General features: G+C 62.7%; 16 protein-coding genes. 4 read left to right on the top strand and 12 right to left on the bottom strand.

Annotated features, from left to right (window positions below; all coding sequences use genetic code 11):
* The first annotated feature begins 8 nt into the window (after positions 1 to 8).
* Positions 9 to 1,601, top strand: coding sequence for an aldehyde dehydrogenase (NADP(+)) (locus tag KOR34_RS00605; RefSeq protein ID WP_146561253.1), 1,593 nt, complete (start codon positions 9 to 11; stop codon positions 1,599 to 1,601).
* 42 nt (positions 1,602 to 1,643) lie between these two features.
* On the opposite strand, the gene KOR34_RS00600 is transcribed toward KOR34_RS00605, so the two are convergent.
* Positions 1,644 to 4,010, bottom strand: a complete 2,367-nt coding sequence (locus KOR34_RS00600; protein ID WP_197531013.1) for a glycoside hydrolase family 3 N-terminal domain-containing protein — start codon at positions 4,008 to 4,010, stop codon at positions 1,644 to 1,646.
* Positions 4,011 to 4,124: 114 nt separating this feature from the next.
* Entirely contained in the window at positions 4,125 to 4,865 is a 741-nt protein-coding gene (locus KOR34_RS00595; protein ID WP_197531012.1) for an IS5 family transposase, read from the bottom strand.
* A gap of 155 nt (positions 4,866 to 5,020) precedes the next feature.
* On the opposite strand from KOR34_RS00595, the gene KOR34_RS00590 reads away from it, so the two are divergent.
* Together KOR34_RS00590 and KOR34_RS00585 are read left to right on the top strand one after the other, a co-directional pair.
* A complete protein-coding gene (locus tag KOR34_RS00590; protein WP_146561249.1) occupies positions 5,021 to 6,079 on the top strand; it encodes a glycoside hydrolase family 43 protein in 1,059 nt (352 codons plus the stop codon).
* 52 nt (positions 6,080 to 6,131) lie between these two features.
* Positions 6,132 to 8,537: a family 43 glycosylhydrolase gene (locus KOR34_RS00585; RefSeq protein ID WP_146561247.1), complete on the top strand. Its 2,406-nt coding sequence runs from the start codon at positions 6,132 to 6,134 to the stop codon at positions 8,535 to 8,537.
* Positions 8,538 to 9,179: 642 nt separating this feature from the next.
* Here KOR34_RS00585 and KOR34_RS00580 read toward each other — a convergent pair.
* From KOR34_RS00580 to KOR34_RS00565, 4 genes are all read right to left on the bottom strand, one after another.
* Positions 9,180 to 9,503 carry a hypothetical protein gene (locus KOR34_RS00580; RefSeq protein WP_146561245.1) on the bottom strand — a complete coding sequence of 108 codons (324 nt, stop codon included), beginning with the start codon at positions 9,501 to 9,503 and terminating at the stop codon, positions 9,180 to 9,182.
* A gap of 11 nt (positions 9,504 to 9,514) precedes the next feature.
* A complete protein-coding gene (locus tag KOR34_RS00575) occupies positions 9,515 to 10,171 on the bottom strand; it encodes a ParA family protein (RefSeq protein WP_228714444.1) in 657 nt (218 codons plus the stop codon).
* A 483-nt stretch (positions 10,172 to 10,654) separates the two neighbouring features.
* Complete coding sequence (locus tag KOR34_RS00570; protein ID WP_146561241.1) at positions 10,655 to 11,152, bottom strand: hypothetical protein; 498 nt, start codon at positions 11,150 to 11,152, stop codon at positions 10,655 to 10,657.
* A 223-nt stretch (positions 11,153 to 11,375) separates the two neighbouring features.
* On the bottom strand, positions 11,376 to 11,843 hold the full coding sequence (locus KOR34_RS00565) for a DUF2726 domain-containing protein (protein WP_146561239.1): 468 nt from the start codon (positions 11,841 to 11,843) through the stop codon (positions 11,376 to 11,378).
* A 586-nt stretch (positions 11,844 to 12,429) separates the two neighbouring features.
* Here KOR34_RS00565 and KOR34_RS00560 point away from each other — a divergent pair.
* Positions 12,430 to 13,485, top strand: coding sequence for a replication initiator protein A (locus KOR34_RS00560; protein ID WP_146561237.1), 1,056 nt, complete (start codon positions 12,430 to 12,432; stop codon positions 13,483 to 13,485).
* 19 nt (positions 13,486 to 13,504) lie between these two features.
* Here KOR34_RS00560 and KOR34_RS00555 read toward each other — a convergent pair whose 3' ends face one another.
* The 6 genes from KOR34_RS00555 to KOR34_RS00525 form a co-directional block, all read right to left on the bottom strand.
* Positions 13,505 to 13,816, bottom strand: a complete 312-nt coding sequence (locus tag KOR34_RS00555; protein ID WP_146561235.1) for a hypothetical protein — start codon at positions 13,814 to 13,816, stop codon at positions 13,505 to 13,507.
* 281 nt (positions 13,817 to 14,097) lie between these two features.
* The gene (locus KOR34_RS00550; protein WP_197531011.1) at positions 14,098 to 14,457 is read right to left on the bottom strand and encodes a helix-turn-helix domain-containing protein; all 360 of its coding nucleotides are present in this window, start codon (positions 14,455 to 14,457) and stop codon (positions 14,098 to 14,100) included.
* Between the two features lie 101 nt (positions 14,458 to 14,558).
* The gene (locus KOR34_RS00545) at positions 14,559 to 15,458 is read right to left on the bottom strand and encodes an ArdC family protein (RefSeq protein ID WP_146561232.1); all 900 of its coding nucleotides are present in this window, start codon (positions 15,456 to 15,458) and stop codon (positions 14,559 to 14,561) included.
* Between the two features lie 272 nt (positions 15,459 to 15,730).
* Complete coding sequence (locus KOR34_RS00540) at positions 15,731 to 16,177, bottom strand: type II toxin-antitoxin system VapC family toxin (RefSeq protein WP_197531010.1); 447 nt, start codon at positions 16,175 to 16,177, stop codon at positions 15,731 to 15,733.
* Positions 16,174 to 16,431, bottom strand: a complete 258-nt coding sequence (locus KOR34_RS00535) for a hypothetical protein (protein WP_146561228.1) — start codon at positions 16,429 to 16,431, stop codon at positions 16,174 to 16,176. The genes KOR34_RS00540 and KOR34_RS00535 overlap by 4 nt, the downstream gene beginning before the upstream one ends.
* A 129-nt stretch (positions 16,432 to 16,560) precedes the next feature.
* Positions 16,561 to 16,851 carry a hypothetical protein gene (locus KOR34_RS00525; RefSeq protein WP_197531009.1) on the bottom strand — a complete coding sequence of 97 codons (291 nt, stop codon included), beginning with the start codon at positions 16,849 to 16,851 and terminating at the stop codon, positions 16,561 to 16,563.
* Positions 16,852 to 17,088: the final 237 nt, after the last annotated feature.

Below are 17,088 nucleotides of genomic sequence, written 5' to 3'. Positions count from 1 at the left end.
TTTGAAACATGACTCTAATAACCGGAAAGCAACTGATCGCAGGTAACGCGGTCGCCGCTGGCACAAACCGATTCGCCGCCACTAATCCCGCGACCGGCGAGTCGCTGCCGTGCGAGTTCTTCGAGGCAACGCTTGAAGAAGTCGGTCAGTGCCTCGAGCAGGCGGATGCCGCGTTTTATGCGTTGCAAACCGCCTCGATCGAGCAGATCGCCGGCCTGCTCGAATCGATTGCCAGCGGGCTCGAAACGCTGAGCGACGAGTTGCTTGATCGCACGCATGCCGAGACAGCGCTACCCATTGCCCGCTTGCAGGGTGAGCGGGCGCGGACCACCGGCCAGACTCGCAAATTTGCCGACCTGGTTCGGGATGGATCATGGCGACAGGCCCGCATCGATCAAGGCGATGCGGCCCGCGAGCCGATGCCCAAGCCCGACGTGCGTACGTTGCTCGCCGCCGTGGGACCCGTCGTGGTGTTTGGGGCAAGCAACTTTCCGTACGCCATCTCGGTAGCCGGCACCGACACGATCTCGGCCCTGGCGGCACGGTGCCCCGTGGTGGTAAAGGCCCATCCTGGCCACCCCGGCACGTGCGAGCTGATCGCACAGGTTATTTCTGCGGCGCTGGCCGAGCACAACTTGCCCGCCGGGGCATTCTCGATGGTGCAATCCGCCGGTCACGAGGTTGGGCTCGCGCTGGTCGAGCACACACTGACCGCCGCAGTGGCCTTTACCGGCTCGCTTCGCGGCGGCCGGTCCCTGGCCGATGCCGTGGCGGCACGCGCCGAGCCGATTCCCATATACGCCGAGATGGGCAGTACGAATCCCGTATTCTTGCTGCCCGACGCGATGGCCACACGGTCGAAACAAATCGCCGAGGGCTACTTGCAATCGGTCAACATGGGCGTCGGGCAGTTTTGTACCAGCCCCGGCATGGTCTTCGGCATCGAAGGCGAGCAACTGCAAAGCTTTCTGAGCACGGCCGGTGAGAAATCGGCGGTCACCCCGCCGGCAACCATGCTCCACCCCGGCATCCACGCCGCCTACGTCAAAGGAGTTGAACGAGTGGCAAGCTCCATCAGAGTCGAACCGCTCAATTCCATCCAGCAACCGGCGGAGGGCTGCCAGGCCGCCTGCGCGATCTTCACCGCGCCGGTCACAGCCATCGCCAGCACGCCCGGCCTGACCGACGAAGTCTTCGGTCCGGTATCGGTGGTGTATCGCTGCCAAAGCAGCGACGACATGCTGCAATACGCCCGCGGCATGGAAGGCAGCTTGACCGCTACGATCCATGGCACCGAGCAAGACCTGCAAGAACATGCCGAGCTGGTGCAGGTGCTACAGCGGAAAGTAGGCCGGCTGGTGTTCAACGGCTTTCCGACCGGCATCGAGGTATGCGCGGCGATGCACCATGGCGGCCCTTACCCGGCCAGCACGCACAGCGGCTACACGTCGATTGGCCAGGCTTCGATCTTTCGTTTCGCTAAGCCGAGCTGCTTCCAGGATTTCCCCAACCCGGCGTTGCCGCCCGAATTGCAAGACGCCAACCCCACAGGTATCGCGAGGTTGGTTGATGGCCGGCTCACCACCGACTCGCTCGCATAGCGGTAGCAACGCGGCTCGCTACAGGCGTGATCGCTGTCCAACCTACTCGACCACGGTTAGCACGGCGGCTTCGAGATCGACTGAGTTCGCGCCCACCAGCAGGTCGAACTCCCCGGGCTCGACGGTCCACTTCATACTGCGATCGTAAAAGGCTAGCTGGTCGGTTCCCAGCGTGAACTGCACGGTCTTCGACTCGCCCGGCGCGAGCGTTACGCGACGGAATGCCTTGAGCTCCTTGACTGGTCGAGTCACGCTGCTAACCTTGTCGCGGATGTAGATCTGCACCACTTCGTCACCCGCACGCTTGCCCGTGTTGGTTACCTCGACGCTGAGCGTAACCTGTCCCGAGGCCTTGATCTCGTCGGCACTCAAACTTGGTGTCGAGATGTCGAAGCTCGTGTAGCTCAGCCCCCAACCAAATGGATACAATGGCTTCGTGTCGCTGAACAGGTACCTCCGTCGCGCGGTCGGTTTGTAATTATAGAATATCGGTAGCTGGCCAACCGAGCGGGCTACGCTCACCGGCAGCTTTCCCCCGGGGTTGATATCGCCGAGCAGCGCTGCGGCGATAGCGGTGCCCGTCTCTTGCCCCAGGTACCAACAGTCGAGAATTGCCGAGGCTTCGGCAGCAAGCTGGTTGATTGCAAGCGGTCTGCCGTGGATCAGCGTCACCACGGTCGGTACGCCGGTAGCGAGAATCGCCTCGCACAACTCCGGTTGCTGGCCAAACAACTCGAGGCTCGATCGATCACCCAGGTGCTCTTCGGAGTAACCTTCGCGACTCGTGTGCTCATTGCCACCAACGGCAAGAATCACGACGTCAGCCCCCTTGGCCAGCGCAACTGCCTCGGCAATTCGCTGGCGATTCTCCGTCGCATCGGCAGGCGTCACCGCGTGCGAGTACAGATTGCGCCCCTCGGTAATCCGACACCCCTCGGCGTAGTCGACCTGCACCGACGAGCCGAGCCGGCGTCGAATGCCCTCGAGCAGGCTCACCGTGTAGGGAGGCTCGTCGCTGTACCCACCCAGAAGCGTTTCGGCCGCGTTCGGCCCGATCACCGCGACTCGGGTGAGTTGTGTCGCATCGAGCGGCAGAATGCCATCGTTCTTGAGCAAGGTGATGGCCTGGTTGGCCGATTCAATCGCCAGACCGCGGGCTTCCTCGTTACAGGTTATCGCCTCGGCCAATTCGGAGTCGGCGTAGGGTTCGTCGAACAGCCCGGCCAGGAACTTGGCCCGTAGCAGTCTCCGCACAGCTCGATCGACCAGTTCTTCGCTCACTTGGCCCCGTTTCACCAGCCCGACCAGTTCCGGAAACGTCTCGGGATTTGGAAGTTCGATGTCGACTCCTGCCTCGATGGCTAGACTCGCCGCCGCCTGCGGAGATTCGGCAACGGCGTGACGCGTTTGCAGTTCGCTCACCGCTGAGTAGTCGCCCACGACGTATCCGGCAAAGCGCCACTCGTCCCGCAATACATCGCCCAGCAGCCAGGCGTTGGCGTGCGACGGCACGCCGTCGATCTCGTTGTACGACGCCATCACCGCCATCACGTCGGCTTCGCGGACTGCGAGTCGAAACGGAGGAAAGAACACCTCGCGGAGCACACGCTCCGAGATGTTCGCCGGCCCAATGTTGGTGCCATTCTCGGGTTGCCCGTGTCCGGTCATGTGCTTAAGCGTGGCGAACACGTGGCCAACAGGTAGGGGTTCCCCATCGCGTGAGTTCCATTTGCCCTGCAGGCCCCGAACGGCAGCCAGTCCCATCTCCGACACCAGGTGAGTATCTTCGCCAAAGGTCTCTTCGATGCGTCCCCAGCGGGGATCGCGGACCACGTCGACTACCGGCGAAAGCACTTGCCGCACGCCACGCGCAGCAATCTCGCGCCCGATCACGCGATTGACGCGTTCGACCAATTCCGGGTTCCAGGTGCTTGCCAGAGCGATGGCCTGGGGAAAGTGAGTCGCTCCGCGGGCCTTGTAACCGTGCAGCCCTTCTTCGTGAAACATCACCGGAATGCCCAAACGCGTTTCCTCGAGCGCGAAGCGTTGAATCTGGTTGACCAGCTCCACCGTCTCGCGGGGATCGCGACCGGGATCGAAACCTAATGCCCCTTCGCCCTTGCGGTCACTCGGCCGGGTGATCTGACCGATGCCGTGTGGCATCGCCTCGCGGGCCGCGAAAGCATCGAAGCTGCCGTCCTTGTTCTGGAGGCTACCTTTCGCATCCCATATCGAGAGCATCTGAGCGACCTTTTCTTCCAAGTTCATGCGTCTCAGAAGGTCGTCAACCCGCCGCGCGACCGGTTGCGACGAGTCTTTGTAGAGCGGGTCCGACTGGCCGTTGGCAATACCTGCGAGACTCCATGCGATGCATCCAAGCAATCCCATAACAGTGCGGATAGTAATCACAATGCGATACCTCTAAATAGTCTTGAGGAAGAGAATGGATGATATCCACGAGCCGCCGCACGCCGGCGGAGCGAACAGTATAATCGATTTGCTAGTTGCATGCGGCCTTGTCGACTAACTCCACACGAACTGAGGCATGCCGAGTTGGGTGAAGCGGTTGAGTATCGCACAGCGTAGCCGGGCTTCGGTTTTCTGGTTGGGCGGTTTTCGGCTCCGGAGCTTGTCGCCGAAGGTTGTCTTGACGCGGTGCATGGTGGTCTCGACCAGGCTCCGCACGTGGTAGCCGACGTCGATCTTCCAAGCCTTGCGGCTTGTGCGTCGGATCTGGCGGAGCGCCTCGTCGCGTGGCAGACGGTAGTCGTTCGAGTTCGCGTGCCGCCAGATCTTGGCGTTCTTGCGGGGCGGGATGATCGGCTGAGCCGCCTCGCATTCCAAGGCGTCATACACTTTCCGCTGGTCGTAGGCGCCGTCGCCGTAGAACTTCTCGATCGGCGGCTCGACCTGATCGATCAAGGGCTCCACCAGATCGGCGTCGTGCTTGTCGTTGTCGGTCGACTCCTCGGCCACGATCTCGCCCGTCTCCGGGGCGATCGCGAGGTGCAGCTTCCGCCACGTGCGACGCTTGCTCACGCCGTGCTTGCGGGCCTTCCACTCGCCCTCGCCAAAGACCTTCAGGCCCGTGCTGTCGACCACCACGTCAATCGGACCGTGTTTCGGCGTGGCGTTCAAGGCGATCTCCATCTTGGCCGCCCGCTTCTGCAGCGACGTGTAATCGGGGATCTCCACCCTGGCGTCCATCAGCCGCACCAGCGAGCGGCCGAAGCCCTCCGTCTGCCGGTAGGTTAGGCTGAACACCTCACGCGGCCGACTGTCCGTGCCACCCGCGTGCAGGAGGTTCAGCGTGAAGACGGAGCCCTGGCACTCACAGGATCCGCAGGCGATACTGGTGGCTGCCTATTGATGTCGAAGGTGCCGATCTCTTACGTCTCCCGCAAGACTTTTCCCATCCCATGCACATCGGACTCTCGACCGTTGGGCGGGCCATGTTGCTCGCCGGTCTTGCCGCAAATCTCTCCAGCGCTACAGCGCCGGCCGAAAGCGATCTGGCAGCATATCTGCTAGTCTACTTCAAGGATGAGACGCACAGTATCCACTTCGCCCTTAGTCCGGATGGCTATCGTTTTAGTGACGTGAACGAGGGGCGACCGGTCATCGACGGGGCCGAAATTGCTGAGCAGAAGGGGGTGCGAGACCCGCACCTCATGCGCGGGCCAGATGGCACCTTCTACATGGCGGCCACTGACCTCCACATCTACGGGCAGGCCGCGGGCCATCGATCGTCCCGTTGGCAGCGCGACGCCAACCAGTTTGGTTGGGGCAATAACCGGGCGGTGGTGTTGATGAAGTCTACCGACTTGATTACCTGGACGCACAAGGTGGTCCGAATCGATCAAGCCTTCCCCGGTTTCGAAGGGATCGGCAGCGCCTGGGCGCCCGAGCTGATCTACGACCATGGCAAGAAGAAGGTCATGCTCTACTTCTCGATGCGGTTTGGGAAAGCGCAAGACCGCCTCTACTATTCCTACCTAAACGACGAATTCACAGAGATGTCGGAACCGCCAAAGCTGCTGTTCGACTACCCGATCGATTGCAGTTATATCGACGGCGACATCACCCAAGTCGGCAACGAATTCCACCTGTTCTACGTGCCCCACGATGGCACGCCAGGCGTCAAGCAAGCGGTCTCAGACCGCTTGACCGAAGGGTACGCATACGACCCGGCGTGGTACGATTCGGAGCAGCTCAAATGCGAGGCTCCGAACGTCTGGAAACGGATCGGCGAAGACAGATGGGTGCTCATGTACGACATCTATGGCCTCAAGCCGCCCAACTTCGGCTTCCGTGAGACGACCGACTTCAAGACCTTTACCGACCTGGGGCGTTTCAATGAGGGTCCGATGAAGGCCAGCAACTTTGAGCGTCCCAAGCACGGATCGGTCGTCCGCCTCACTCGTCGCGAGGCCGAGACGCTATCGAGACACTGGGGATTCACGCTGAGCTTTGACTGATCCTCAATGGCAGCCCCCTCTTACAACTCTTCTCGTGAGACGAACTACAGAAATGAAACCGATGCTAATATTCGTGCTCCTGTTGCTCGCCTCCTCGTCGTTGGTCGCGGCGGATTACCCCAGGGCGATCCTCCCCGGTGATTTTCCGGACCCCACCATCATCCGGGATGGCGAGGAGTTCTATATGACTCACTCGCCCTTCGTCTATTCTCCTGGTTTTCTCATCTGGCGTTCTACCGATCTCGTCAACTGGGAGCCTCTCGCCCGCACCCACACCGAGATCCGGGGCTCGGCTTACGCGCCGGACTTGGTAAAGCACGATGGCCGCTACTACATCTATTACCCCGCCTCCGGCACCAACTGGGTCATCTGGGCCGACGACATCCGTGGCCCCTGGAGCCCGCCCATCGACCTCAAGACGCAGCGTATCGACCCCGGCCACGTGGTTGACCAGGACGGCAAACGCTACCTCCACCTCAGCGCTGGGACGATGATCCCACTCGCAGACGACGGGCTCTCTACCACCGGCAAACTGACGACCGTGTACAAGGGGTGGCGTTACCCACGCGAGTGGAAGACCGAGGGCTTCTACCTCGAATCGCCCAAGCTCAACTACAAGGACGGTTACTACTACCTGACCAGCGCCCAGGGCGGAACGGCCGGACCACCGACTAGCCATATGGTCGTCTCGGCCCGCTCAAAAAACATAGACGGCCCGTGGGAGAATTCGCCTTACAACCCGATTGTCCGCACGCACTCAGCGGACGAGCCATGGTGGTCGAAAGGCCACGGGACCCTTGTGTGCGATTCTCAGAACGATTGGTGGATCGTCTATCACGGCTACAAGCGGGCCGCTCACACGCTCGGCCGCCACACCCTCATCGACCCGATCAAGTGGACTGACGACGGCTGGTTTACGCTTGACGAGGACCGAGCGCCGTTGCCGTCGAGCTCCAACGTCTTGCCGGTCGACCCGTCTGATGATTTCTCAGATGACAAGCTCGGCCTGCTGTGGTCGTTCTGGGGCCGCTACCCTCACAACGCCATCGACCTCAAGGAGGGAAGCCTTTTTCTACGCGGCAGGGGAGAGTCCCCCGCCAACGGCCGCAAGATGCTCGTCACCATTCCCGACCACCACTACGAGGTTCAGGTAGAGGTCGACTTGAGGGAAGCGGGAGCGGGCGGTCTGATTCTCTTCTACCGAAAGAGCGTGTTTGCGGGAATTACCGCAGACGAGTCGAGCTTTACCGTTCACAGGGACGCCTTCGAAAGTGAGACGTTCGAGAACAAGCTCGGTAAGAACTTCATCCTCAAGATCATCAACCAAAAAGATCTCTGCACCCTGCAGGTCAGCAAGGACGGCAGCGAGTGGGTGACCCTCGTCGATCACCTCGACGTCTCTGGCATGCACCACAACAACCATCGCAGCTTCTACGCCTTACGTGCTGGGCTAGTGGCCACGGGGACCGGGACAACCCGCTTCGATAATTTCCACTACCAATCCGGCGTCCTCGCGGCTAAGCCCCTCTTCCGCGACCCGGTTTACGATGGAGCGGCCGACCCCTGCATCGTGTGGAATCCGATCGTAAAGAAGTGGTGGATGTTCTACACCAATCGCCGCTCCACCGAGACCGAGCTGCCGGGCGTCAGCTGGGTCTTTAAGACCAAGATAGGTATCGCGGAGTCAGAGGACGGCGCCCATTGGTCCTACGTCGGTACAGCGAACATTCCCCGCTTGCCGGAAGAACTCGGCGGCGGCAACGCCACGTTGTGGGCGCCAGACATCGTCCGCGGTGACGACGGCGCCTGGCGCCTGTTCCTAAGCATCCAGGCTGGCGTGGCCGAGAGCTGGGGCAAGGTTCCTGGCTACATCGTTCAGCTATCTAGCGATGACCTCCGCAATTGGCAAGTCGACCACACCTTCGACTTGCCTGTTGGCAGCTACGACGCGGAAGCTATTCGTACGCCACAGGGCGCGTGGCGGCTCTACTACAAGGACCCATCCAACCACGCCTCGACCTTCTACTTCCTCGGTAGCGAGGACCTGAAGCGGTGGTCTGAGCCTCAAAGAGTGCTGTCGACCCAAGGCGAGGGCCCCGCCATATTTCACTGGAAGGGCGCGGATTGGATGATTCTCTGTGACGGTCGGGGTTTCAAGACCTTTCGATCCAACGACGGCATCGATTGGATCCAGCAGTCGGGCGGCCCACTGATGCCCCACGGCAGCGGCGTTGGGACCGACGACACCACGACCGCCCGCCATGGCGATGTGATCGTCTCTAAGAATAGGGCCTATCTTTTCTACTTCACGCATCCCGGCCGAGTCGGCGAAGGCCTGAAGAAGGATGGTTACGAGCAACGACGGTCATCGATCCAGGTCGTCGAACTGAAGCTAAGAGACGACCGGATCGTTGCCGAACGCAACGATCCAACCTACGTGGACCTTGAACCACGGTAGAGGAATGGCTCGCCACTATCGAAGCGGACATGCCTCATAATGCTGGGCGAATTGCTTGCCACAGGTAGCTTACCATCCGCTGGCGCCAAGGGCTGAACTGCAAGGAGCCTGTCGAAGCCTCCTCACCACCGGCCTTTTGCCATTCGTGAAACCTCCAGCGGTTGCCTCAGCCGACGCGCCGAAGGGCAAGCTCGAATCCGCCGAGGTCGTCTACACCGCCCGCAGTTCAGCTCAGATGCACCGGCCTGCCTGGCAAGGCGTCTTGCCGATCCGCGGCGTGTCGGTACCGACGCAGGTTTCTACTAGTTGCACTCGGATACGCACCGGCCGGCGGGCCTCTTGGGTCTCGGCGTCGAATTGGTAGACGCGAGGCTCGCCGAAGACGCACCCCGCGCAGACCGCCGGTCGGTCGGGCCGCCGCGGCGGGGCGCCGCCCGCGTCGACTTGCGATATCGAATAGGCCGAAGCACTCGCAGCGTTGACTGGCGGTAAAGCGATTGCAGACTCATCTGACCTAATCCACTAAACGCTATCGATCGCTACTGCGAGTACTCGCGTTTGCTTGGGCTGCTCATGAGAAGATGCATACTCGGAACGTTCGCAGGAAGTTGGGTGGGCAGCGCAGCTAGCCCTTGCCTAGTTCTAGAGGTAACCATGGCTCTTCAGCCAAGCCATTAAGGCTTCTTCAAGAATCTCCTGCACGTAGAACGGCTGCTCGCCGCTGAGCTGCCGCTGGAGCGACGCCCGCTTGAGCGCCGAGGCAATCTCCGGCCGGGCCCGCGTGGTGATCGGCACGCGGCTCGCCATCTGCGGCAGGATTCTTGATGGTGGTTGATCATTTACCGTAGCGGCACGGTTCGCCTCCGTGCTCTTGGCAGCCTGCTGCTGACCTCCATACACGAATTCCTTCTCCTCCTCCGGCTTCGCCCCCGAAATCCCCTCCACCAATGGACGTCGCTCTACCATATCTCCTCCCTCTACGCTGATTTCATTTTACGGCGCTGGGCCTCGGGCAGGAGCTCGGCGAACAGGCGGTGCACCTCGTCGGCCGCCGTTCGGGCGCGGGCGCCCATCTGCCAGACGACCGCTCCCTGACCGGGGGCGTCGGCGTAAATCTGGCGCAGTGTCATCGCCGTATCCGCCAGCGGAAGCTGCAATGCCGCCGCGGCGTCCTGCATGTCTTTGGTTAAGCGGTAACGCTTGCCGACCATGCAGAGCACAATCACTGCCTCAGGAACGCCGCCGCGGATGTCCTGGGCCTGCCTGAGCACCTCGGTCGCCTTCGCCAGCGCCCGGACCTCCAGCATCGACGCCTTGCACGGCACGATGGCGAGGTCTGCTCGCAGCAAGAGCGCCCGGCTGGTCTCGGTCTGACTGCCGGGGCCGTCGGCGATCGCGTAGTCGGTCTCGGCCGCGAGCGCCGGCAGCTCGTTCAGAATATGGTCGGGGTTGTTGAGACGGACGGCCCGGACCTCGGGCGCGGCCTCACGGATCCATTCCGAGGAGCTCTGCTGCGTGTCGCAGTCGGCGAGTGTGACCCGGTGGCCTTGCTCGTGGAGCCAGGCGGCGAGGTGGACCGCGACGGTCGACTTTCCGACGCCCCCTTTGGAGTTTGCGATGGTGATTACTGTCATGCGGCGACCGTAGCGCAAAGCCATCCAGCTGGCAAGCAAAAACTTCCCCCATCGTGCCAGCCAGCAAAGAGGCCAACCAGCCATCCGAAAAGCTGTCGAGATTATAACCGTGTAAGCATGCTTTCATGCTGGCCAGCCATCATGCAAACACGCCCGCAGGCCGTCGGCCCAACCGGCCGCCCGGCATGTTTTACGGTAAAACTCTCCTTAAGCAGGCTTAAGGGAAGACGTCTGTAAGAATTCATTGGTGGGGGATTTCGTTTCTTAACAAAACTTCACCTTCATGGCTTGCTTCGTTCTCGATCAACTTTCGTTAACCTCAACCATTTGATTGAGGCAGCTGAGGCATACCGGGAACCGGTTGTCGTTGGGCTTGTCAGAACGATGCCCTTACGAGCAAGACGATGGTCCCAGTTGGCGCCACATGGCCAGTCGGACGCCGCTTGCCGCGGGGCTTACGGCTGATGAAGAATATTGGGAGTACTACGCTGGCGAGCGAGCCTCGGCATTGGCGATGGCCGCTGGAATTAAGTCGTCCAGGAACGCCGAATTGAGGACGGCGGCGATGTTTCGGGCGACCGTGCAGGCCGTCAACGCGGAGTATCGCTGCGTAGTGTGGATCACCGTTTCGCCGGACGTGCGGCAGTTCACGCAGAACTGGATCCCCATGTAATCGCAGTACTCAACCTTGACGAAGTAGGGGCCCGGCAATTGATCCCGGAAATGGGCGAGCGTTTGGGGATTGAGGGCCGCCAAGAAGTCCTCGTCTTCGCCGCCCAGGGAGTCGTTTAGCACCGCCGCCACGACCGCGATCCGGGTTTCCGCCCACTCACGCTCGTCCCAGAAGTGGGTCGCGATCACAAAGTCGTCCGTGGTCAAACAGGTCAACTCGAAGGTTTCGTCAACGCCGTCGTGGCTCGGGAAGTAGTCAAACGGCCCGGGGAAGCTGCGGTGAAAAAGGGTCGATACGAGGTGGGCCATGGTGAGTCTCCTGTTGGGTTAGAGGGCCACGCTTGCTGGGGCCCGGTGGCAGGCTCGAGAAACCGCGGCAGCCGGAGCGGAGCGCTCGGGGCCAGTCGAAAACGGGAGGGACCCCGGCGGAGCGGGAGCGAACGCGGGGAGGAACCGGTTTTCTGCTGGCGGCGACCGGCGGCGGTTTCAGCTTGCCATCGATCGGGCCTCACGCGTGGCGCCCCCCTGCAGGTCAGACTCCCCCCGCCCTGTCACGCATTCGTTGCTCGCGGAGCCGACGGTTAACGATCGCCCGGATCCGCTTCGCGTCGTACTTCCGGTACACCGGGATCCGGATCAGGAGCACGCCGGCCTCCTGCAACGCCCGCCCGACGAACCGATCTCGTCGTCGTCGCTCGGAGTCGCGATGGCTGAGGTCATCCAACTCGACCACCGCGGCCACGCGGAACGTCTTGGCGTAGGCGAGCACGAAGTCGAGCCGCTTCTGCCGGATCCGGCGTCCGGCGGCCCGGTCCCACTGCTCGTCGTTGACGCGCAGCACGGCGGTCATCGGGACCTGAACGCCGATGTAGAAACGATTGCCGAAGCTGGGCTCGAGCACGGTGTGATAGAACCGCAACTCGCCGGCGGAGATCAACCGTGGTTGAGCCGTGTACGGGGACTTCTCCTGGGAGTCCTGCGGAGGTGAGCGGCGGGGCATCGGGCGAGCATAGCCAGCAATCAGGCGTTGTCACGCGATTTTTTCGCCGTAGAGGCCCCACCGCCCGCCAGAGGCAGAGGGGGTACCGGTCCTCGAGGTGGCCCTCTCGGCACGGCGAGAAGCCGATTGAGGGGTATTCCCTGGCAGCCACCACCGATCTCACTCTGCTAAGCAATCGGACCTCTCCCAGCGCTCGGTCCGCTGTCAGGCTCCGCGGCCTGGCCGCATCCGCCAACAGGCCATGCGGAGCATGGGGCGAGGCGCGGAGCGCCGAAGGGTAGGCGAGCAGGTTGTGGGCGTCAGCCCACGCATTTTCGACTCTCCCTTGGGTTCGATTGGCGACTTATCCACAGGCTCGATCGCTCAAGGGAGAGTTAAGAATAGAGTTAAATAAGAGTTACGCTGTGGATAGCCATCGCCAAGCCCTTGAATCGAAAAGCGTTCTCAGACCGTGCGGTGGGTAGAATATCGAAAGCGGGTGGGCAGACCATCGATACTCGGTGGGTAAACTATCGAAGACTCGTGCGGTGGGTGAACCATCGAAAGTGCTTGACAAGGTGGGCGGAATATCGAAGTATCGGCGTCGATGACCGACACGCTGCTCGACCCCCCTTTAGGCGACCGCTCGCCGCTGCTGCCCGACCGGCACCCGACCGCCGACTTCTTTGTCTGCGACGTGCTCGACGCCGCCCCCAAGGGGGACCTGGCGTCCATGGAGCACCCGGTGTTCTCGCTCTCGTCAAAGCCCGACTACCGCGTCCGCCGGTACGAGCACGGCGACTGCTTCATCGAAGTCAAACCCTCATCCGATGGGCTGGCGACGGTGCACGACCGCGACGTGCTGATCTACTGCATCAGCCAGCTGATGGCCGCCCGTAATGCAGGCCACGCGGTCTCGCCCGTCGTGCGGTTCAAGGCGTACGACCTGCTGACCGCCACCAACCGGATGACCAACGGCCAGGGCTACGAGGCCTTGAAGGCGGCGCTGGAGCGGCTCTCGGGCACGCGGATCAGCACCAACATCGTCACCGGCGGCCAGGAGATTTTTGAGACGTTCGGGCTGATCGAGCGGGCCAAGATCGTCCGCCAGACCCGGGACGGCCGGATGCAGGAGATCGAGGTCAAGCTGGCCGACTGGGTGTTCGCCGCGATCCGGCACAACGAGGTGCTGACCCTCAACAAGGACTACTTCCGGCTCCGCAAGCCGCTGGAGCGGCGTCTCTACGAGATCGGCCGCAAGTTCTGCGGCCGCCAGGCGTCGTGGAAGATCTCGCTCGAACTGCTGCGGAAGAAGTGCGGCTCGACGTCCACCCTGAAGGAGTTCCGGCGGCTGGTGACGCGGATCACCCGCGAGCACGCCGTGCACCGGCACATCCCCGACTACGACATCCGGCTCGGTCAGAACGACCTGGTAATCTTCACCAATCGCCTGCAGCGTAGCGAGCAGGCGACCGAGCGGGACGGCAGCATCCTGCTGGCGGCAGAGATCTACGACGAGGCGAGGATGCTGGCGCCGGGGTGGGACGTCTACGTGATCGAACAAGAGTGGCGGGCCTGGCTTACCGAACGCCCGCGGCGTCCCGACGCGGCGTTCCTCGGGTTTTGCCGTAAGTGGGTGGAACGGCGAGGATCGCCCTATTGAGAGGGGCCAGAGCCATCGATCATGTGATGCTCCCCCACGCCTCATCAAGGGCGGCTCGCCCGCTGCGATATGCCATGCCCTCTTCGCCGTCACTCTCACTATAGTCGGCCAATAGCCGAACACACTCGGCAAGGGCAGAACACAAGACAGGCGTGGCGGCGGCAAGTCTCGCGTTCATTTCCTGCAATTCTGCGGGGGTGTTTTCGTTGGTATCAAAGATCTTGTCGCCGTTTACGTCGAAGACCTCGAACGCAGGGATCTCTTGTCCGTCCATGGCTCGATAAGGGCTGTAGTCGTAGCTCCAGGGGGCCGGGGAAGGGTGTTTGCACATGAGTAGTCTCCTTTGGGTTAGTGTGAACAGGGTGTCCTAACGCCAGACGGATAGGGCGGGCTGTCAACGGTTTGCTGCCTGCAGCTCGACCAAAAAATCTCCAGCAAAGCGGGAGGAGATTTTTTTGCGACCGTTGACAGTCAGCACGCGGCTGGCAGGATCACCCCGGTCACCAACTCCAAAGCGAGCAGCTCCGACATCGACTGAAACGGTTCGGACAACACCGGCGTGGCGGCTGCGTCACGGCAGGAGATGGATGCCAGGCCCACGCGAGGCAGAAGCTACGCGCTCTCGATCGCGTCCCCATCGGCGACGTGGCACACAAGCCGCCGCAGGCGACTGCGTGCCGGCCCGTCGAGCCGCTGCCAGGCTTCCGCTAGCTCGGACTCATCCAGGCGGGCGTCGAGCAGGACCCGACCCAGCAGCAACGCCAGCGGCAGGTCCAGCCGCTGGACGATCTGCACCAGGTGCACGGCGGAGAGACTCGCATCGCCGCGTTCGATCTGTTCTAGCTGCCGCGCCGTCAGCGGAAGCTGCAGCCCGGCGGCCAGTCCACTCTTCGTGATGCCGCGTTTTTTGCGGGCAAGCCGAAGCTGCTCGCCGAGGCGGGCATCAAAGGCCTGGTGGTCGAACGTGGTCATCATGCGAGCGAGCGTAGCGCAGGCGCCAAGCGATGTAAATCAGATTCTGCACGTCCTCCCGCCGGGCGGCCGCTGTCGGCCGCCCGGCACCGCAGCCAGGATCAGTCCTCGCCCGGCTGCAGCCCGTGCAGGTAGTCCACCGCCTTGGACGCCAGCGAGGCGGCCGTAAAGATGGCCCGCTTGTCGTCCTTCAGCACCTCGAGCCAGCTGGCCAGGTAGCTAGCGTGGTCCTCGCGGACCTCCGGCGTGATTTCCAGATCGGCACACAGAAAAGCCGACCCCAGCTCGGCGACCAGTTCTTCCATGGCGTAGCCAGCGTCACCCCACCGCTTCCGACCCAAATCACGGTCCAACCGCGATGGGTGCCGCGTCCAGTGCGTCGCCTCGTGCGCCAGCGTGGACGCGTGCGACTCCGAGTCGACAAAGCACTCGATCGGCGGCAGCTGGATATAGTCGCCCTCAATCGTGTAGTAGGCCCGGTTCCCGCCGGTGCGGATCTCGGCACCGGTAGCCACAAAAAACCGGTCCGCCTGCTCGATCCGCTCTACGGTCTCACGCGGCGCCGCCGCCAACTCGTAGTAGCGGTCCGGCAGCCCGTCGACCTGGCAGGCATTGAATACTGTGTACTGCTTCAGGAACGGCACCTGCTCCGCCACCTCGGCCCCGTCGTCGGTTGTCTCGCTCCGGGTGAACGTGCTCGCGTACACCACCGGCGAACCCTTCTCGCCCTTGCGGACCGAGCCGCCTAACTCTTTAGCTTGCTTGAACGTCAGCCAGTGCGGGCAGTGGAAGCCGGCTTCCTCTGCCGAGGCCCATAGCATCAGGATATTGATCCCGTGGTAGGGGGTGCCGTTGTGCCTGAGCGGCCGGCAGATCCTGCCCGCCGCGTGCTCGGCGTTCCAGGGTTTGTGCCAGGGCCGGACGCCCCGCTCTAGTTCGGCAATGATCTGGTTCGTAACCTTGGCGTAGATGTCGGTGCGGTTCTTGGACTTGGTAGCCATCGTCAATACTCCTTGTGATTAAGACACTGCAAGAAAAACCCCTTGCAAAAAAGCAACTGCTTTTGGGCAAGGGGGACGAAGGCCGAAAGTGCGGGGGGAGAGCAGTCAAGGACGACCGGCGGCGGAGGGGCCCCGCTGCACAAGCGCAGCGCGGAAGGGGGGAGGAAGCCGCCGGTCGCGTGGCCCCGATCCTTGACGGCTTGGGGGGACAGCCCCCCTCATGTAAGTGACGCCGCAGGCGACCACGTTTGTTGTCATCCGCCGCTAGGCGATTAGCCCGCCGCCAGCTCCGCTGGCGACAGCACCCGCACCTCGTCGTAGCGGGCAAAATCGTCCGCGTTGAGCGTCAGCAGGTGCGTCAGGCGATGCCGCTGCATCGCCGCCACGAGTCGTGCGTCGTGGGCGTTCTTGCCCGCGACGCCGTACCTGGTCACCAAGGCCTGCCACTGCTCAAACACGCCCCGGTCGTCCGGGAGCAGGGGCAGCAGCGTCGCCAGCCGGGCGACCTCGAGCGTCGTCTGCTCGACCGAGAAGGCCAGGCCGTTCACGTCGGCCGGCCGCGTGGCCACGACCCAGTACTCGTAGACCACCTGCGGGACCAAGAAGCCGGTGTAGCCGGCGGCGGGCAACGCCTCGACGGCCCGGACGCAGGTCTCAAACAGCGGCGAGTCGGGCTGCGACGCCCGGAGCAAAATGTTGGTGTCGACCAGCAGCCTCACACGCCGCGGTCGTCGTAGATCGATTGCCGATCGGCGTCGACGTGGTGGTCGCCGCTGGGGTGTCCTTCGGCCCAGCGGCGGAAGCTGGCCGCCCAGGCGTCGGGGCGGTGGTTACCGACAGGGGTCGGTCGGCCCTGCTCGGCGGCCAGCAGCTCGAGGGCATGCCGCAGCGCCTCGTCGGGCGAGGCGAAGCCGCCCCGGGCGACTGAGTCGCTCAGCACGTGTTCGTACTCGGGCGGGATGCAGTAGGTCATGCCTGTCTCCATAGATTCTAGGTCAAGACTGCCACTGCCGTCCCCCAAAGTCAATTCAATTCGTGCTCCACGCCAGTACATAAAAAAGCCGGCCGGGCGATGCCCGGCCGGCCGGTTCGTCGGCGATCCTTACTCGGCGTCGCCGTACTCTTCCTCGCTCCGCGTCGCCGCGTACTCCGCATCCAGTAGTCGGCGGATGCGGGTGTCGACCAGGTTGGCCAGCTTGGCGACGACCAGGGCGTCCCCGAGCGAGAAGCTGGCGGCCGACTGGTAGTTGCCGGTGTCGTCCTTGTAGCTCCGCTCGATGGTGAAGTTGTAGAACGTCTTGCCGTCGCCAGCGGTCTGTTTCCAGATGGCGGCCGAGATGCGTCCGAGGCGGATGCGATCGACGGGGGCGTTCTTGGGGTTCTGGTTGGTCATGGTAGTTACTCCTTCTAGTGGGTTGTCGGCTGCGACCCTCGCGGCCTGATGCCCGCGCCCAAGACCCGCACACAGCCGGGCAAGGCCAGCCAAAAAATTGGGGGAGACCTTCAGGGGGCGCCGATTTTTTCGGCTTGCCGGGCACGGCGACGGGGCTAAGCAACAGCATCAACTGGCCCGCTAGGGGCGTCCGCACGGCCCAATGCAAGAAGGGGGCCATGCCCCAGGCAGCAAGCC

Origin of the sequence: Posidoniimonas corsicana, assembly GCF_007859765.1 — a bacterium.
In the GTDB taxonomy this organism is placed as follows: Bacteria; Planctomycetota; Planctomycetia; order Pirellulales; family Lacipirellulaceae; genus Posidoniimonas; species Posidoniimonas corsicana.
This window is presented reverse-complemented; position numbering and strand designations above follow the sequence as displayed.